Below are 15,747 nucleotides of genomic sequence, written 5' to 3'. Positions count from 1 at the left end.
TCAACAAGAGATCTGGGCATATCCTTCTGCTCGACATAATACTTGTTCTTTCTTACAAGGCTCTTGAATATCTCCTCATCAATCTGCTCATATATCTCACTGATAAGCCTGCATCCAAGCTTTAACACACGCTCATGAACATCGTTTGAAAGATCTGCTGCATCCTTCTCTCCATCAAGGAGACTTCTGACATTTTTCTCAATCTCCTTGATATCATTCTGAATAAACTGTAGTATACTGTTGTACATGGAAAGCACCGCCTTTTTAGATTTTTGTCGCAAACTCAATCTTAACATGAAGGCTGGTGCTTTTCCTTTTTTTATTTCTCCGAATCTATATTTACCCTAATACTATACAAGAAGTGCTTTTGAGAATGGGCTTAATTGTGCAATTCTCCCGTGCAAATGAATTCATGTTATGTTAAACTTTCATAGAATACAAAAGCGAGGTGAATCTTAATGAGTAATTTCGAAAAGAAATTTGGAAAATATGCAATAGATAATCTTACTATTAAGCTGATTATTTGCTATATCATAGGATACGTGCTGTCTTATGCGCCCTTGAAGGTGAATATTCTTGGATATCTTACACTTAATCCGGCTCTTATTTTGAAGGGACAGGTATGGAGACTTTTTACCTGGATTTTTATCCCTCCCACTGAGTCTAATCTGTTTTTCATCCTTATAATGCTGTATTTTTACTATTCAATAGGAACGACCATGGAGCGCGTATGGGGTAAATACAGATATAATCTGTATATTTTCACGGGCTTTATCCTTATGATAGTAGCTGCATTTTTATCATATCTGGTCCTTTACTTGCAGTATGGCAGGGTAGCATCCTATGCAGCTGAGACAATGGTTTTCCTTTCAGCGAGCTTTAATACATACTATATTAATATGTCCATTTTGCTGGCTTTTGCTGCTACGTTCCCAGACAATGTGATTCTGTTTATGTTTATCATTCCGCTTAAGATGAAGTGGCTTGGAATATTCTATGCAGCATATCTTGTCTATGAGGCAGGTTCCTATATCTATCACGGTGTAGCTTTTGCCTGCTTCCCGATACTGGCTTCACTTTGCACCTTTGGAATATTCTGGCTTACATCCGGAAGATTTATGCATTTAAGGCCCAGAGAAGTTAAGAGACGCAATGAATTCAAGCGCTCCGTAAAAATGACACCTCCCGGAGTTACCAAGCATAAGTGTGCATTTTGCGGCAGAACAGAAGAGGATGATCCTAATCTTGAGTTCAGATTCTGCTCAAAATGTAACGGTAATTATGAGTATTGCCAGGATCATCTTTTTACCCATACCCATGTAAAATAAGGTGTACGAATTATTGTACACATTGTGAGTATAATAAAAATTAATCGAATTCGAATAAATGTCAGAAAGTAGGAAATATGAGTAATCTTGAGAACAAAGAACAGCTTTTTGCACAGCTTTTATCAGACATCACCAAAAGTGCAAGAAAAAATGGCGGAGTGACCACTGAGGAAGAGATCAGGGATGCATTTTCTGAGCTTGAACTCACTGATGAACAGTACGACCTTATTAAGGATTATCTGAAAAAACACAATATCGGAATTGATGAGGCTATCGACGCTTCTGAATATCTGACAGCAGAGGAGTCTGGCTATCTTGAGAATTATCTCGAAGAGCTTTCCTTTATTGAAATGGTCACTGATGGTGAGAAGGAAGCCCTTATTATATCTGCTATGGCGGGAGATGTTTCTTCACAGAAGAAGCTTATTGAGGTTAGTCTTCCCATGGTGGTTGATATTGCAAAGCTTTATGCAGAGCAGGGCGTTTTGTTAGAGGACCTTATCGGAGAAGGTAACATTGCACTTACCAAGGCAGTAGGTGAATTATCCGGTATCGAAGACCATAAGGAATGTGACGGATTTCTTGCTCAGATGGTAATGGATGCCATGGAGAATGCCATTGAGGATGATGCTGCAGAGGCATCAAGAGGTATGAGGGCTGTTAAGCTTGTGGAAGAAGTAGCTGAGAAAGCAAAAGAGCTGGCTGAAGAACTCAGGAGAAGCTGTACTGTAGAGGAGCTTGCTGAGGAAACAGGCATGGAGATATCTAAGATCCTCGAAGCGATCAAGGCTTGTGGCAATCAGATAGAGGATATCGATTATAAGCCTGAGAAATCTGAATGAGAGGCTCTGAGACATGTACAACATTTCCAACGAAGATGACTTCAAATATGTAATGCAGGATGTTTCAAGATATTATTTCGGTGCCAGAATGAATTATGCAGAGATAATCGAAAATGATATGGCACCCTTTAAACTCAAGACAATTCTTGAGAGATATATTTTGAGGGATATTGAGCGGGATACTACTCTTGAGAGCGGACTGTATTATATGAACGAGGAGAGCCCTGAATACAAGGTCTTTAAGCAGCTTAAGGCCAGAATCAGAGTATCTCAGTTGAAAAAAGGCAAAAGCGACAGGTATCAGGAAAAATTATATTCAGTAAATGAACTTGTTGATATCGCACCTGAGGAGAAGGAAAAGAAGGGGATGATTATCAGAGAGCTGGTAATTTCTAAGCTTGCGCTGTTTGCATTCACGGTATAAGAAAAAGCTTTAAATTTGGGGATTGACACTTTAAATATGATTGTGTAATATTCATTAGTCTTTATTTTTGGCGAATCGCTATTTTAATCCCTTTTTGTGTTGACAAAAACGAACACTTGTTTTATTATGATTGCAGAACGTTTGTTCTGAGAAGGAGAAATGGTATGGAAAGAGAAGATAAACAGAAAGCATTAGAAGCAGCACTTGGTCAGATTGAGAAGCAGTTCGGTAAGGGAGCAGTCATGAAGCTGGGCGATTCATCAGCTCAGATGAACGTTGAGACTACACCTACAGGCTCACTTAGTCTTGATATTGCACTTGGACTTGGTGGTATTCCCAAGGGACGTATTGTTGAGATTTATGGTCCTGAGTCCAGTGGTAAGACCACAGTTACTCTTCATATGATCGCAGAGGTTCAGAAGCGCGGTGGTATCGCCGGTTTCATCGATGCAGAGCACGCTCTTGATCCTGTATATGCCAAGAACATTGGCGTAGATATAGATAACTTATATATTTCACAGCCCGATTCCGGTGAGCAGGCCCTTGAGATCTGCGAGACCATGGTTAGATCAGGCGCTGTTGATATCGTAGTTGTTGACTCAGTAGCAGCACTTGTTCCCAAGGCTGAGATTGACGGTGACATGGGCGATTCTCATGTAGGTCTTCAGGCAAGACTTATGTCACAGGCTCTTCGTAAGCTTACTGCTGTGATCAGCAAATCCAATTGTACAGTTATTTTCATCAACCAGCTTCGTGAGAAGGTTGGCGTTATGTTTGGTAATCCTGAGACTACAACCGGTGGCCGTGCACTTAAGTTCTATTCATCAGTTCGTATGGATGTAAGACGTATTGAGACACTTAAGCAGGGCGGAGAACCCATTGGTAACAGAACAAGAGTCAAGATCGTTAAGAATAAGATTGCGCCTCCTTTCAAGGAAGCTGAATTTGATATTATGTATGGTAAGGGAATTTCTTACACAGGTGATGTTCTTGACCTTGCTGCAAGCACAGATATCGTAAATAAGAGTGGTGCTTGGTATCAGTACAATACTGACAAGATCGGACAGGGACGTGAGAATGCTAAGCTTTACCTCGAAGAGCATCCCGATGTACTTGCTGAGATTTCCGCTCAGGTTAGAGAGAAGTTTGGACTCCAGGCTGATCCTGCTACAGCAGAAGAGCCTAAGGAAGCACCTGCTAAGAAATCATCCAAGGCATCTAAGGAATAATGAGGAATAATTCATGATCGTTTCCGGAATAGAACCTTTTGATAATAAGCGTTCGAAGATTTTTATCGATGGAGAATTTGCATTTGTTCTCTATAAGGGTGAAATAAGGGACTATCATATTAAGACAGGCGAAGAGATTTCTTCGCCTGTTTTAAATGAGATAACCGGTGAAGTTATACCCAAAAGAGCCAAAAAGAGAGCCATGAATCTTCTTCAAAAAAGAGACTACACAGAATATAAGCTCACTGAGAAATTAAGAGAAGGCCTATACAGTGACGAGATAATTGCAGATACCATAGAGTTCCTTAAGTCTTATCATTATCTTGATGATGAGAGATATGCTGATGATTACATCAGATATCATCTTAATGATAAGAGTAGGAGCAGGATCAGACAGGATCTTATGCAGAAGGGCATTAGATCTGAAATTGTTGACAGAGTCTTAGATGAGGCGCTTTGTGATGAGCAGGAAGATCCTGAGATTAAGCTTGTTACCAATCTTTTGATCAAAAAGCATTTTACTTCAGATATGCCTTATGAGGATAAACAGAAAATAATGGCTTTTCTATATAGGAAAGGCTTTTCTTCCGATACTATCCATCGGGCTATGTCCCCTGACATATTTGAGGAATAAACATATTTTGGTATTATCTGCTATAATGATTTAGCAGATTTACAAAATGGAGGATTGTTATTAGATGGACGATAGCAGAGTAATCCCTGACTATTTTAAGAATATATTTGGTAAGCTTGAGCTTAAGTATAAGTACACATTTTTCACAGGGCTGGTTGTTGGAATACTTGTTCATTTTCTTATGATATCCAATAAGATTACCAACCTTGACGATATCGTATGTGTGCCCGGCGTAGGCGGTGGTAAGGTGCTTGGCAGGTGGTTCCAGGAGCCTGTTCATGATCTTTTCTCGCCCTGGTCATCACCTGCTCTTAACGGAATAATGTCAATTATTATTCTGTCTATTGCTGCATGTGTTATAGTATCGGTTCTTGATATTAAGAGCATTACCGGAGCAGTTCTTGTACCTGTGATTATGATGACTCTTCCGAGTACTGCCAGTAATATGTATTATATGTACCTTGCGCCTACCTTTGCGCTTGCTATTCTTGCCAGTACTCTGAATGTGTATCTGATAATAAAGTATAGGTTTGGATGGATTTTGGGAGCTGTTTTACAGTTCTTTAGTATGGCTTGCTATCAGGCGTATTTTGGTCTTGCAACATCCCTTCTTGTTCTTGCTTTTATTATCAAACTGATTGATGGAAATAAAGTGGATTCAGTAGTACGTTGTGGTATCAGAAGTCTGGTGGGACTTATCATCGCCATGGGCGGATATATTATCAGCCTTAAGTTTATTGATCTAAGCGATTATAAAGGCCTTGATAATATCGGAGGATCCTCAATAACTGATATTATATATGCGGTTTTAAGGGCATATCACAGAGTTCTTCAGTATTTTGTTACATCGCCTGAAAGCTTTATGGCCTATGCTCCCACATATATAAATATTATTCTTGTGGGTCTTTGCCTTATTGCACTGGTTATTTTGATGATTAAAAAGAAGGTGTTTACAGAGATTTCAAGAGGAATCATTTTAATTATCCTACTTGGAATTTTCCCTCTTGCTCTTGGACTTGTTTATGTAATGGCGCCTGAGCTTTCACATGCATCTACAGTAATGATCTATTCTTACTCTGCATTTTACTTTATGCTGATAGCTTTTGCAGAGAGACTTATGCAGATGCCTGACAGAAATAAGCTTTGCGGCATTATTTCTGCACTTATAGTTATTGCTCTTATTTCGGAATCCTATGCCTGCGGCAGAATGGTGAATAACGCATATTACAGAAGCTATATTGCACAGAGAAGAACAGAGCAGTATTACAACAGAATTATTGTAAAACTTGAGGAAACTGAAGGCTATCAATACGGTGATCCTTTCGTTATTTTAGGTGGTTTTTATCCGAATCCGATTCCGATTGCCAGCCATAATATGAACGGCAAACAGCTGGCAGATTTTGAAGGTGCTACCTATGAAGATTTATTGTTCCTGCCAAACGAGAGAGAGCGTTTTGTTCAGATCTACCTCGGCGTTGAGACAGGAGATATCATGTCTGTGGAAGATAAGGGTAAGCTGATGGAGACGGAAGAATTCAAAAATATGCCCAGTTTCCCTGCTGATGGATGCGTTCAAAAAATAGATGGAATCTGGGTTATCAAGATCGCAGAAAATGATGGCTGAATGGCATTAGATACCTCACATTCTCTTGACACAGAGCGCTTTCAAGCGTAAACTTAATTTGTTGTTATATTGTATGAACTACGGACTTTTTTAGTTGTTTTATACAAAATATCGTACAATGAAAATTGAATAAGGAGGTGCTCCTGTATGCCTACAGTTATATTTGTAGCATTAGCAGCTCTTGCCGGAGTACTTGTTACTTTTGTTTTCATGACGGTGCGTCAGAAGAACATCGATGCGCAGAACGAGAGCAAGATTGGCAGTGCGGAAGAACGGGCAAGAAAAATCATCGACGATGCTGTTCGAGCAGCTGATGAATCAAAGCGCGAAAAACTCCTGGAAGTAAAAGAAGAATCACTTAAGACAAGAAATGAACTTGAAAAAGAAGTGAGGGATAGGAGAGCAGAGGTTCAGCGTTCAGAACGCAGAGTTCAGCAGAAAGAAGAGAACGTCGAGAAGAGATCGGAAGCAATTGAGAAGAAAGAGGCCAGTTTAAATGCCAGAGAAGAGGCATTGAACAAGAAAACGCAAGAGGTTGCGAAGCTTGATGAACAGAGACGACAGGAACTTGAGAAAATCTCAGGCTTAACCTCCGAGCAGGCAAAAGAGTATCTTTTAAAGATTGTTGAAGATGACGTAAAGCATGAATCCGCTGTAATGATCAAGAACATGGAAGCGGAAGCAAAGGAAGAAGCTGATAAGCGTGCTAAGGAGATCGTAGTAAATGCGATCCAGAGATGCGCAGCTGATCATGTTTCAGAGACAACTATTTCAGTTGTACAGTTACCTAACGATGAAATGAAGGGCCGCATCATTGGTAGAGAGGGAAGAAATATCAGAACTCTTGAGACAATGACAGGTGTTGATCTTATCATAGATGATACACCGGAAGCAGTAGTTATTTCTGGATTTGATCCCATCAGAAGAGAGGTCGCTCGAATCGCTCTTGAGAAGCTGATAGTTGATGGACGTATCCATCCTGCCAGAATCGAAGAGATGGTTGAGAAGGCTCAGAAGGAAGTGGCTAACAAGATTAAGGAAGAAGGTGAGAATGCTGCACTTGAGGCAGGTGTTCATGGTCTTCATCCTGAGATCATTAAATTGCTAGGCCGTATGCGTTTCCGTACCAGTTATGGACAGAACGCCCTTAAGCATTCTGTTGAAGTATCACAGCTTTGTGGACTTATGGCATCAGAGCTTGGACTCGATGTTCGTATCGCAAAGAGAGCAGGTCTTTTACATGACATAGGTAAATCTGTGGACCATGATATGGAAGGCTCGCATATCTCACTTGGTGTAGATATCTGTAAGAAGTATAAAGAAACAGCAATCGTCATTAACGCAGTCGAGGCTCATCACGGAGATGTTGAACCTCAGTCTCTAATAGCTGTTATAGTACAGGCAGCTGATACAATTTCAGCAGCAAGACCTGGTGCAAGAAGAGAAACTCTTGAGACCTATACCAGCAGACTTAAAGAGCTTGAAGAGATCACTAACAGCTTTAAGGGAGTTGATCACTCATTTGCTATTCAGGCCGGAAGAGAAGTCAGAGTAATGGTAGTTCCTGAACAGGTAAGCGATTCCGATATGGTATTGATGGCAAGAGATATTGCCAAGAAGATCGAGAACGAGATGGAATATCCCGGACAGATCAAGGTTAATATCATCAGGGAGAGCAGAGCAACTGATTACGCAAAGTAATTTGATTCAGAACAAAAATGGAACCGATGTGTTAGAAATAGCACATCGGTTTTTTTATCTTATAAGTATTATTGGTCTCTTATTTTGAATAGACATTATTCAAGTCCTAATTAAATATAGTATGTCTGTATTCTTGTGCATGGGATTTTTAATTCTGATACATATAATAATATGATTGAGCGATAAAACTTGTTTTAATACATATTTTATATATGGAGGTTATATCATGCCAAGAAAAGTGATGAATGACAAACAGCGCGCAGCAATTACAAATTTGAAAAGTACAGCTAAGGCCCAGAGCTCAGATGTATGGAGAGAAGAACTTTACACCTTAAATAACTATATTCAGGATGCACCTGAAAATGATGAAATTGCTGATGTAATGACTGAGTGCATCAAGGAAGAGATTTTTCCTACAGATAAGGATGGTAACCTCGATTACGATGGCATCGAGAATTTTTTCACTAACCTGGGCAGACATTCTGTAAAGCTTGAAAGTGAATATCTTAAAGGTCTTGCAGAGGATCCTCAGAGTTTAAAAGGCCCCGAACATGGAAAGTCACAGCGTCCCAAGGAGTTTATGGCAACTGCCAAGTCATTTCTTGAAGGCGATGAAGTCATTAGCAAATTCAATGAGGGTGTCGACGATTTTAATAGTAAATTAAAGCGCAATGAGAAATATAAGAGCAGAGTTAAGATTACGCCTGAACAACTCCAGACGTGGTTTGATTCCGGAAGAAAGTATGCTTTGGACAGAAGCAGAACAACTAAAGAAATTATTAATAATTCTGAGAAAATCCAGAAAGTATGTCAGGATAAAATAGGCATCAGCACAGAAGATCTCGCCAAAGAGCAGAAGTCTGCCTATGACAAGTTTGTTCAGGATGAGAAAAAACTTGAAGCTGAAAAACTCGATGGGCTTCTTAAAGCTGATTTGAAGGTAGAAGCCGAGCCTGAAGATATAAAAGTTGAGAACAAGCCCGAAGAGATAAAGGTTGAGAATGATCAGAATGAGATAAAGGTTGAGAATAAGCCTGAGGAAATAAAAATTGAAGCCGGGCCTGAAATAAAGAATGCAGAAGAAATAATCGACGTAAACAAGGCTAATAACATCAATATAATCAACGAAGATGATAAAGATGAAAAAGAAAATGAAAAGGAAGATGTAAAAGAAGAAGTTTATGTTAATGCCGGTGAAGATGATCTGATATTTGACTTTAACGGCAATCAGAAGAATTTAAATAGTGTTCTCAATAAAGGAAAGATTATTAAGGAGAGAACTAAGACTGAGTCTGCTCTAAAGAATATCACTGATCTTCAGGATGATTTTAATCAGAATAAGCTTCCTGAAGATATACATATCGAATTTGCAAAGGATTGTAATACCCGAATACAGGAACTTGAGCATGATCTTCGAATGTCAAAGAAGTTTGCCGGTATTAACAACCCTAAAACCCATGTGGATTCAACGGATTTCTTTGAGCCTATGATGTCAGCATCTGCAGACTTAAGAGGAGCCATTGTAAATAAAAAAATGACTGTTGAAGAGAAGGAACAATGTTTTGATAACCTTATCAATAAGTGCGACAGATATATAAATAAGCGCTCATGGGGAATTTTTAACATCTTTAAGTCTACTGAAGGGAACCAAAGAATTGCTTATGCCCGCGATCTTAAGGCATATGCAAAACAATTGAAAAAACAGTATTTTAATAAGATGAAAATATCCGAACTTAATCATGAACTCAATGAATTTGGCAAAAAAGACTTTAGTAAAATGACTCACAATGAAGTAAGTGATACCTTCAGAGAGTTTAATGCTCTGGAAGCAAGAGCTTTAAATGCTAACGGTGGTGTAATACCAAAAGAAACTTCTCAAAGAATGATTGATCTTAGAGGTGCGGAAGAAGAATTTGATGCTTATAAAGTAGACTATATGTTAAAAAGCAACAAAAATCTTACTGGCATTTACAAAGATGATGTTGCAAACAGGGCGCATGATTTGCATGCTGAACATAAAACTCTCGGGGAAATTATTAAGGAAGAGAAAGGCGTTAAAAAGACTGACGCTATGCATGTTCTTGATAAAATCAATAAAAAGAACGGGGCTAACAAAAAGCATGAAAAGAAAAAGCATACCGATGTTGTTAAAAATATGAATGGAGATCAGATGCAGCAGGAGCAGCTTAAGAAGAACAACCTGATTAATAATAATCATTAATTTATAGCATAATTAAAACAATATAGTGGAATTCGCCTGATGAATGAAGTACAATTTAATTTATGGATAGTAAAAGCAAATATCATTGGAGGGTATCATGCACGAATCAGGTGAAGACTATATCGAAACAATATATTTACTTAAAAAGAAGAATGGTTATGTAAGATCTATAGATGTAGCAAATGAGCTTAATTTTTCAAGGCCCAGTGTATCAAGGGCTGTTGGTATTCTTAAAGAGAATGGCTTCATAACAGTTAAGGAGGGCGGAGAGCTTGAACTCACTGATATTGGTCTTAAGAAGGCAAAGAGTGTATATGAAAGGCATACGAACCTTACCAAATTCCTTATGCTGACAGCGGGGGTTAATGAGGAAGTTGCTGAAAATGATGCCTGCAGAATTGAGCATATCATTAGTCCGGAGACCTTTAAGGGAATTAAGAAATACGTAAAAGAACATAAAGAGGAATTAGCTTAATTATGATGCGTGTTTTAGGAAACGCATTTGCAAGGTAAAAAATCAGATATTTTGCATGTCAAAAATCCTTCACGGAAAAGTCGAAAATTGACTATTGATTGTCAGAAATCGGCTCTTTTTAGAAGGATTTTTTTACGTTAAGGTATATTCATTCGAAAAAAGCAAGGGACTTTTTTGCGAACTGAAGGTTTTGAAAATGAGGGGAATGAAGTATTGGGAGGTATTTTTAGGGAATTATGAAAAGAAGGGTACTTGCATCATCCCTGATTCTTATGGTGACGTTTGGAACTATTGGATGTGGGACGACAACGCAGAATGCTGAGTCTACAGAAGTAGCGTCAGAAGCTGTCAGTGAAGCTTTGGCAGAAGCTGAAGAAACAGTAGAAAGCACAGAAACAGAAGCTGAAGAAACGGTAGAAAGTACTGAAAAGGAAGAGGAGAACGAAAACATGGGTAATGCATTAAAGGGAACACAGAAGGTAGTAGTTATTGGACAGGATTATGGCCCTGCTGTATCTAAGACAATAGTAAAGCTTGATGAGAAGATAAGCAGCGATTCAGTAAGTGCTGACAGCTTCAAGGTTGTTGAGACAAAGGAGAGCTTCAACTGGGCTGCGCTTACTCCCGGATCAAAAGAGGATTCTTCAAAGCATATAGAACTGGAAACAGAAAGAGTTGTAACTGATGCTTACACAAGTGATGAGAATGGTGAGAAAGCTGATTCTTCAGAGTATGTAACACTTGAACTTATGTATAATCCTGAGGTTGGATCACCTTTTTGCTATGATCTTTTCAAGGGTAATAACACTATCTGCAACCCCTATGATCTGGAAGTGTCACTTAAGGATGGCCAGACAATTAAGACAGATGAAGGCGATGATGTAAGTGCAATTGATGTTGATAAGAAAGTTGACTTCGACAGCGCTATTTACCCTGATCTTGCAAACACAGATATAACAGGTAAGTTTACAGGAACAGATGGAAAGACTCTTTGCTATGCTTCATACGAGCCTGAAGACGACGGAGTAAAGCATGCTCTTGTAATCTGGCTTCACGGTGCAGGAGAAGGCGGAGCAGATCCGAGACTCAATACACTTGGCAATAAAGTAACTCCTCTTTTTGGTGAAGAATTCCAGAAGGTAATGGGCGGAGCTTATGTTCTTGCACCTCAGTGTCCTACATTCTGGATGCAGTATAAGGAAGAGGGCGATTGGATGGATAACCCGGGTACAGACTCAGTTTTCCTTCCTACACTTAAAGAGCTTATAGATGATTATGTAGCAGCTCACGAGAACATTGATGCAGACAGAATCATCATCGGCGGATGCTCAAACGGCGGATACATGACCATGGATATGATTCTTAACTATCCTGACTTCTTCGCAGCAGCTTATCCTGTATGTGAAGCTTATAACGATAAGGGAATAACTGATGAGCAGCTTGCAGCTATTAAGGATCTTCCTGTTTGGTTCATTTATGCAGAGAATGACACAACAGTTAATCCTAAGCAGTTCGAGGAGCCTACAATCAAGAGGCTTTCAGAGATAAATGAGAATGTTCACACCAGCGTATTTAAGGATGTACACGATACATCTGATACCTTCAAGGGCCAGGACGGACAGCCTTATCAGTACATGGGTCACTGGTCATGGATATACTTCTTCAACAATGAGTGCGAAGAAAATGGTGTAAACATGTGGCAGTGGATGTCAGAGCAGCATAGATAATGAAAAGTTTGAGTGGCAGTCAATATCAATAGTTGGCTGCCGCTTTTTATTATGGTTTATGCTATAATAATCGCTATGAGTTTAGATAAATTATTTGAAAACAGAATAAAGTCCATGCTCAGTAATGAGTATGAGGCGTTTGAAAAAGCCTTGGAAAAAGAGCCCGTTAAGGCAATCAGGATAAATGCGCTTAAGTGCACAAAATCCGAAAGTAAGGCCAGTGTTGATGCAGCAGGATCTTATAATGAGAATTCTGCCAACGATTTGAAAAACTATGCGTCAGATATCCTTACTAAAAGCGGTGCAAAACTATCCGAAAATATAGCCTGGGAGCCAAGTGGTTTTTCCTACGAAGGTGGGACGCCCGGAAAACATCCATATCATGAAGCAGGCGTCTACTATATTCAGGAGCCAAGCGCCATGTCTCCTGTAGCATATCTTGATCCTAAGCCCGGAGAAAAGATTCTGGATCTATGCGCAGCTCCCGGTGGTAAAAGCACCCAGATTGCATCAAGGATGATGGGTGAGGGAATACTTGTTACAAATGAGATAGATAAAAAGAGGGCTCAGATTCTGTCTCTTAATGTTGAGAGGTGCGGAATCAGAAATGCTCTTGTAACCAATATGAGACCTGAGCAGTTATCGGAAGTTTTTGAGGGATATTTTGATAAGATCCTTGTAGATGCGCCGTGTTCCGGTGAAGGGATGTTTCGTAAAAACGATGAAGCTGTTTCTAACTGGAGTGCCGAGAATGTTGAACTTTGCGCAAACAAACAGACGGATATCCTAAAGGAAGCTGTGAAGATGCTTGCTCCCGGTGGAAGGCTTGTGTACTCAACCTGTACATTTGCTCCGGAAGAGGATGAACTACAGACGGCAAGACTTCTAAAGATGGGTATGAAGCCTGTAAAAATCGATCTTTTCGAAGGTATGATTCCCGGAGATATTGAGAATATACATAAGGCATTTAATGCCACTAAGGCTAGCTCGGATCATACAAATGCAGAATCAAACGATAATGATTTATACGACCTTATAAATGAACCATTATCAGATGCAGATGAGAAGATATCATTAGAAGAAATCACCGAAAACATCAGCATCTGTACGTCTAGGCTCTGGCCCCATAAGATTAAGGGCGAGGGACATTTTCTTGCGGTATTTACAAAGGATGGCGATATTTCACTTAACGCAGGACTTTACGGAGTAAATGGTAAAGTTAAAGCTGTGAAGCAGGGTGATGTAGACCCGTTTGCTGATTTTGTAGAAGGCTTCCTTAAAAATGTTCAGATAGTAGATGAGTCAGAAATAGCCGCTGAAGCTTCTGGCACGTCTGAAACAGATGAAACTTCTGCCAAAAAACAAAAAGGCAAGGATAAGAATAAAGCAAACAAAAAGAATAAAAAGGGTTCAAAAGGAGCACTAAAGCTTACAGGTGCTTTAAAAGGCACGCTCTTTATGTTTGGCGAACAGCTTTATCTTGCACCTGATGGAATGCCCGGAATAAATGGTCTTACGGTTATGAGGCCTGGACTTCATCTTGGAACCATGAAAAAGGACAGATTTGAGCCATCGCATTCACTGGGCCTTGCATTGTCTGCAGAAGATGTGACGTATAGCTATAATCTCGATTCGAATTCTCCAGAAGTGATGAAATTCATCGGCGGTGAATCCCTTAGAGTGCCTGGACTTGAAAATGGATGGTACCTCATTACCACAGATGGCTACAGCCTTGGATGGGCAAAATACGCCGGAGGAACCCTTAAGAATCATTATCCGAAAGGACTTAGGATTTATACATGAATAAATTACTTAAATACTTAAAAGACTACAAATTAGAAGCTATATTGGGACCGCTTTTTAAGCTCCTTGAAGCCACATTCGAACTCATTGTTCCGCTTGTTGTTGCTAAAATCATCGACGTTGGAATTGGTACAGGAAACAAGATTTATTCCCTTAGAATGTCCCTGGTTCTTATTCTTTTAGGAGCTGTAGGCTATATTTGTTCAGTGACTGCCCAGTATTTTGCCGCAAAAGCATCGGCTCTTTTTGCTGCAAAAGTTAAGAGCGACTTATTCAAAAATATTCAGAGTCTTTCCTACGACCAAATTGACAGACTTGGAACCACATCACTTATAACCAGAATGACCAGTGATATGAACCAGGTTCAGTCTGTTGTTAATCTGTCTCTTAGACTGCTCTTAAGATCACCCTTTGTAGTATTTGGTGCCATGGTAATGGCATTTACGATTGATTTTCATCAGGCACTTATTTTCCTTGTGACTATCGCAATTTTATCTGTGGTAGTCTTTGGAATCATGCTTTGGGGAATCCCCAGATATAAGATGGTGCAGGCTCGTCTTGATAAGGTTCTTGGGCTTACAAGAGAAAACTTATCCGGTGTGAGAGTGATAAGGGCATTTTCCAGAGAAAACGAGGAAGTGCAGAATTTTAAAGAAAAAAATGACGCTCTCACAAAGCTTCAGGAGCATGTAGGAAGAGTGTCAGCTCTCATGAATCCTGCAACCTATGCAATCCTCAATTTCGCTATAATCATTTTGCTAAAATCAGGAGCTGATAAGGTTTATACAGGAGTTCTTACAACCGGTGCTGTAGTTGCTCTTTACAACTATATGTCACAGATACTTGTTGAGCTTATTAAAATGGCCAATCTGATAATTAACATAACAAGAGCCATAGCCTGCGGAAACAGAATTCAGGCAATGCTGGATGAAAAGAATTCCATGGCTGAGGGAACAGAAGATGCTCTTTCACAGGGAGAGGCAGATACCGTGATTTCCTTTGAGGATGTATCTCTAAGATATAACGGAGGTAAAGAGGATTCTCTAGAGCACGTAAGTTTTTCAGCAAAACAGGGTGAATCAATCGGCATTATCGGCGGAACCGGATCCGGAAAAACAACCCTGATCAACCTGATCCCCAGATTTTATGATGCAACAGATGGCGTAGTTAAATTCAAAGGAAAAGATGTGCGTGAATATACAACAGCTTCACTTCGAAATGCTGTTGGAATCGTTCCTCAGAAGGCAGTTCTTTTTAAAGGAACTGTAAGAGACAATCTTAAATGGGGTAATGAAAACGCCACAGATGAGGAGATGTGGGATGCGATCAAAATCGCTCAGGCGACCGATGTGGTTAAAGGTAAAAAAGGCGAGCTTGATGCTGAGATAACACAGGGCGGAAAAAATCTTTCCGGAGGTCAGAAACAGAGACTTACCATAGCAAGAGCACTTGTTAAAAAGCCTCAGATAATAATTCTTGATGACAGCTCATCAGCACTTGATAACATGACTGATAAGAATTTAAGAAAAGCTATAAGCGAGCTTCAATATCATCCTGTAACTTTCATTGTATCGCAGAGAGCTTCATCCATAAGATTCTGCGACAAGATCATTGTCCTTGATGATGGGCAGGTTTGCGGTATCGGAACACACGAAGAGCTTATTGAAAACTGCGATGAATACAGAGAGATTTATGAATCTCAGTATGGAAAGATAAGTTGATACAGGCAGAATCTTAAG

The 15,747-nt window shown here is 39.7% G+C and carries 13 protein-coding genes; 12 read left to right on the top strand and 1 reads right to left on the bottom strand.

What is annotated here, in order from left to right; genetic code table 11:
- Positions 1-248 (bottom strand): hypothetical protein (locus tag G610_RS0103555; protein WP_026523688.1); only part of this gene is annotated, 248 nt, incomplete at its 3' end.
- A 210-nt stretch (positions 249-458) separates the two neighbouring features.
- Between G610_RS0103555 and G610_RS0103550 the strand changes: the two genes are divergently transcribed.
- From G610_RS0103550 to G610_RS0103495, 12 genes are all read left to right on the top strand, one after another.
- Positions 459-1,328 (top strand): membrane protein, encoded by an 870-nt coding sequence (locus tag G610_RS0103550; protein ID WP_026523687.1) that lies wholly within the window; start codon positions 459-461, stop codon positions 1,326-1,328.
- A gap of 77 nt (positions 1,329-1,405) precedes the next feature.
- Entirely contained in the window at positions 1,406-2,170 is a 765-nt protein-coding gene (locus tag G610_RS0103545; RefSeq protein WP_026523686.1) for a sigma-70 domain-containing protein, read from the top strand.
- A 13-nt stretch (positions 2,171-2,183) separates the two neighbouring features.
- Entirely contained in the window at positions 2,184-2,594 is a 411-nt protein-coding gene (locus G610_RS0103540) for a hypothetical protein (RefSeq protein WP_026523685.1), read from the top strand.
- A 164-nt stretch (positions 2,595-2,758) separates the two neighbouring features.
- Positions 2,759-3,823 carry a recombinase RecA gene (gene recA / locus G610_RS0103535; RefSeq protein ID WP_026523684.1) on the top strand — a complete coding sequence of 355 codons (1,065 nt, stop codon included), beginning with the start codon at positions 2,759-2,761 and terminating at the stop codon, positions 3,821-3,823.
- A 13-nt stretch (positions 3,824-3,836) separates the two neighbouring features.
- The gene (locus G610_RS0103530) at positions 3,837-4,457 is read left to right on the top strand and encodes a regulatory protein RecX (protein ID WP_026523683.1); all 621 of its coding nucleotides are present in this window, start codon (positions 3,837-3,839) and stop codon (positions 4,455-4,457) included.
- Between the two features lie 64 nt (positions 4,458-4,521).
- Positions 4,522-6,081, top strand: coding sequence for a glucosyltransferase domain-containing protein (locus G610_RS0103525; RefSeq protein ID WP_026523682.1), 1,560 nt, complete (start codon positions 4,522-4,524; stop codon positions 6,079-6,081).
- 147 nt (positions 6,082-6,228) lie between these two features.
- A complete protein-coding gene (gene rny / locus G610_RS0103520; RefSeq protein WP_026523681.1) occupies positions 6,229-7,782 on the top strand; it encodes a ribonuclease Y in 1,554 nt (517 codons plus the stop codon).
- 226 nt (positions 7,783-8,008) lie between these two features.
- Positions 8,009-10,003 (top strand): hypothetical protein, encoded by a 1,995-nt coding sequence (locus tag G610_RS0103515; RefSeq protein WP_026523680.1) that lies wholly within the window; start codon positions 8,009-8,011, stop codon positions 10,001-10,003.
- A gap of 97 nt (positions 10,004-10,100) precedes the next feature.
- Complete coding sequence (locus G610_RS0103510; RefSeq protein WP_026523679.1) at positions 10,101-10,478, top strand: metal-dependent transcriptional regulator; 378 nt, start codon at positions 10,101-10,103, stop codon at positions 10,476-10,478.
- 236 nt (positions 10,479-10,714) lie between these two features.
- Positions 10,715-12,205 (top strand): prolyl oligopeptidase family serine peptidase, encoded by a 1,491-nt coding sequence (locus G610_RS19575; protein ID WP_051197569.1) that lies wholly within the window; start codon positions 10,715-10,717, stop codon positions 12,203-12,205.
- A 75-nt stretch (positions 12,206-12,280) separates the two neighbouring features.
- Entirely contained in the window at positions 12,281-14,008 is a 1,728-nt protein-coding gene (locus G610_RS23425; protein ID WP_026523678.1) for an RsmF rRNA methyltransferase first C-terminal domain-containing protein, read from the top strand.
- A complete protein-coding gene (locus G610_RS0103495; RefSeq protein ID WP_026523677.1) occupies positions 14,005-15,729 on the top strand; it encodes an ABC transporter ATP-binding protein in 1,725 nt (574 codons plus the stop codon). The genes G610_RS23425 and G610_RS0103495 overlap by 4 nt, the downstream gene beginning before the upstream one ends.
- The last annotated feature ends 18 nt before the right edge of the window (positions 15,730-15,747 follow it).

Source organism: Butyrivibrio sp. MB2005, from assembly GCF_000424285.1.
Taxonomy (GTDB): domain Bacteria; phylum Bacillota; class Clostridia; order Lachnospirales; family Lachnospiraceae; genus Butyrivibrio.
This window is presented reverse-complemented; position numbering and strand designations above follow the sequence as displayed.

What these genes read in the sequence shown, in the direction of transcription:
- G610_RS0103550 (WP_026523687.1), top strand. Translation starts at nt 459, where the DNA reads ATGAGTAATTTCGAAAAGAAATTTGGAAAATATGCAATAGATAATCTT.
- G610_RS0103545 (WP_026523686.1), top strand. Translation starts at nt 1,406, where the DNA reads ATGAGTAATCTTGAGAACAAAGAACAGCTTTTTGCACAGCTTTTATCA.
- G610_RS0103540 (WP_026523685.1), top strand. Translation starts at nt 2,184, where the DNA reads ATGTACAACATTTCCAACGAAGATGACTTCAAATATGTAATGCAGGAT.
- recA (WP_026523684.1), top strand. Translation starts at nt 2,759, where the DNA reads ATGGAAAGAGAAGATAAACAGAAAGCATTAGAAGCAGCACTTGGTCAG.
- G610_RS0103530 (WP_026523683.1), top strand. Translation starts at nt 3,837, where the DNA reads ATGATCGTTTCCGGAATAGAACCTTTTGATAATAAGCGTTCGAAGATT.
- G610_RS0103525 (WP_026523682.1), top strand. Translation starts at nt 4,522, where the DNA reads ATGGACGATAGCAGAGTAATCCCTGACTATTTTAAGAATATATTTGGT.
- rny (WP_026523681.1), top strand. Translation starts at nt 6,229, where the DNA reads ATGCCTACAGTTATATTTGTAGCATTAGCAGCTCTTGCCGGAGTACTT.
- G610_RS0103515 (WP_026523680.1), top strand. Translation starts at nt 8,009, where the DNA reads ATGCCAAGAAAAGTGATGAATGACAAACAGCGCGCAGCAATTACAAAT.
- G610_RS0103510 (WP_026523679.1), top strand. Translation starts at nt 10,101, where the DNA reads ATGCACGAATCAGGTGAAGACTATATCGAAACAATATATTTACTTAAA.
- G610_RS19575 (WP_051197569.1), top strand. Translation starts at nt 10,715, where the DNA reads ATGAAAAGAAGGGTACTTGCATCATCCCTGATTCTTATGGTGACGTTT.
- G610_RS23425 (WP_026523678.1), top strand. Translation starts at nt 12,281, where the DNA reads ATGAGTTTAGATAAATTATTTGAAAACAGAATAAAGTCCATGCTCAGT.
- G610_RS0103495 (WP_026523677.1), top strand. Translation starts at nt 14,005, where the DNA reads ATGAATAAATTACTTAAATACTTAAAAGACTACAAATTAGAAGCTATA.